Source organism: Pantoea sp. BL1 (assembly GCF_000963985.1).
GTDB classification, from domain to species: domain Bacteria; phylum Pseudomonadota; class Gammaproteobacteria; order Enterobacterales; family Enterobacteriaceae; genus Pantoea; species Pantoea rwandensis_B.
In genome coordinates, this window is sequence record NZ_JZRH01000068.1 from 1 (window position 1) to 1797 (window position 1797).

2 protein-coding genes are annotated in these 1797 nt (G+C 56.8%); both read left to right on the top strand.

Translation table 11 applies throughout. The annotated features are described in order from the left end of the window. Positions 1 to 2: 2 nt before the first annotated feature. Positions 3 to 470, top strand: a complete 468-nt coding sequence (gene accB / locus VH86_RS23795) for an acetyl-CoA carboxylase biotin carboxyl carrier protein (RefSeq protein WP_034830260.1) — start codon at positions 3 to 5, stop codon at positions 468 to 470. Between the two features lie 11 nt (positions 471 to 481). Next, positions 482 to 1797, top strand: a 1316-nt coding sequence (gene accC / locus VH86_RS23800; RefSeq protein ID WP_045834341.1) for an acetyl-CoA carboxylase biotin carboxylase subunit, incomplete at its 3' end; no start/stop codon positions are given.

The window sequence follows — 1797 nt, forward strand, 5'->3', positions numbered from 1 at the left end:
TCATGGATATTCGTAAAATTAAGAAACTGATCGAACTGGTAGAAGAGTCTGGCATCTCCGAGCTGGAAATCTCTGAAGGCGAAGAGTCAGTTCGTATCAGCCGTTCACCTGCGAACGCTGGCTACCCGGTCATGCAACAGGCTTACGCTGCGCCAGTGATGCAGCAGCCTGCTCTGGCGACCGCCGTTGCACCTGCAGCCGCTGCGCCGGCTGAAGCCGCTAAGCCGGAAATCACCGGCCACATCGTGCGTTCGCCGATGGTCGGCACTTTCTACCGTACCCCAAGCCCGGATGCGAAAGCCTTCGTGGAAGTGGGCCAGAAAGTCAACGCAGGCGATACCCTGTGCATCGTTGAAGCGATGAAAATGATGAACCAGATCGAAGCTGATAAATCCGGCGTTGTGAAGGCGATCCTGGTGGAAAGCGGCCAGCCGGTTGAATTTGACGAGCCGCTCGTCGTCATCGAATAACGAGGCGAAGCATGCTGGATAAAATTGTCATTGCTAACCGCGGTGAGATCGCTCTGCGTATTCTCCGCGCGTGTAAAGAATTAGGCATCAAGACCGTTGCGGTTCACTCAACCGCTGACCGCGACCTGAAGCACGTGCTGCTGGCAGACGAAACCGTCTGCATCGGTCCGGCTCAGTCGGTCAAAAGCTACCTGAACATCCCTGCACTGATCTCCGCCGCCGAAATCACCGGCGCCGTGGCGATCCACCCGGGCTACGGCTTCCTCTCTGAGAATGCCGATTTCGCCGAGCAGGTTGAGCGTTCAGGCTTTATCTTCATCGGTCCGAAAGCTGACACCATCCGCCTGATGGGCGACAAAGTGTCTGCGATCACCGCGATGAAGAAAACCGGCGTACCGACCGTGCCAGGATCTGACGGCTCGCTGACCGATGACATGGATAAAAACCGTGCCATTGCCAAACGCATCGGCTACCCGGTCATCATCAAAGCCTCCGGCGGCGGCGGCGGTCGTGGTATGCGCGTGGTGCGCAGTGAAAAAGATCTGGAACAATCCATCGGCATGACGAAAGCGGAAGCCAAAGCGGCTTTCAACAACGACATGGTCTACATGGAGAAATTCCTTGAGAACCCACGCCATATCGAAATTCAGGTGATGGCCGACGGTCAGGGCAACGCTATCTATCTGGCGGAACGTGACTGCTCGATGCAGCGTCGCCACCAGAAAGTGGTCGAGGAAGCACCAGCGCCGGGCATCACGCCGGAACTGCGTCGCTTTATCGGCGAGCGCTGTGCGAAAGCCTGTATCGATATCGGCTACCGCGGTGCGGGTACCTTCGAGTTCCTGTACGAAAACGGTGAGTTCTACTTCATCGAGATGAACACCCGTATTCAGGTGGAGCATCCGGTGACCGAGATGATCACCGGCGTGGATTTGATCAAAGAGCAGCTGCGTATTGCTGCCGGTCAGCCGCTGTCAATCAAACAGGAAGACGTGGTGGTACGCGGTCATGCGGTGGAATGCCGTATCAACGCCGAAGACCCGAACACCTTCCTGCCAAGCCCGGGCAAGATCACCCGTTTCCACGCGCCAGGCGGTTTTGGCGTGCGCTGGGAATCGCACATCTATGCCGGCTACAGCGTGCCGCCGTACTACGATTCCATGATCGGCAAACTGATCACCTACGGTGACACCCGTGAAGTGGCCATCGCGCGTATGAAAAATGCGCTGGCGGAACTGATCATCGACGGCATCAAGACCAACGTCGAGCTGCAGATGAAAATCATGTCCGACGAACATTTCCAGCAGGGTGGCACCAACATCCACTA

Bases quoted from the DNA above. Each gene is read 5' to 3' on its own strand.
- accB (WP_034830260.1), top strand. From the start codon at position 3: ATGGATATTCGTAAAATTAAGAAACTGATCGAACTGGTAGAAGAGTCT.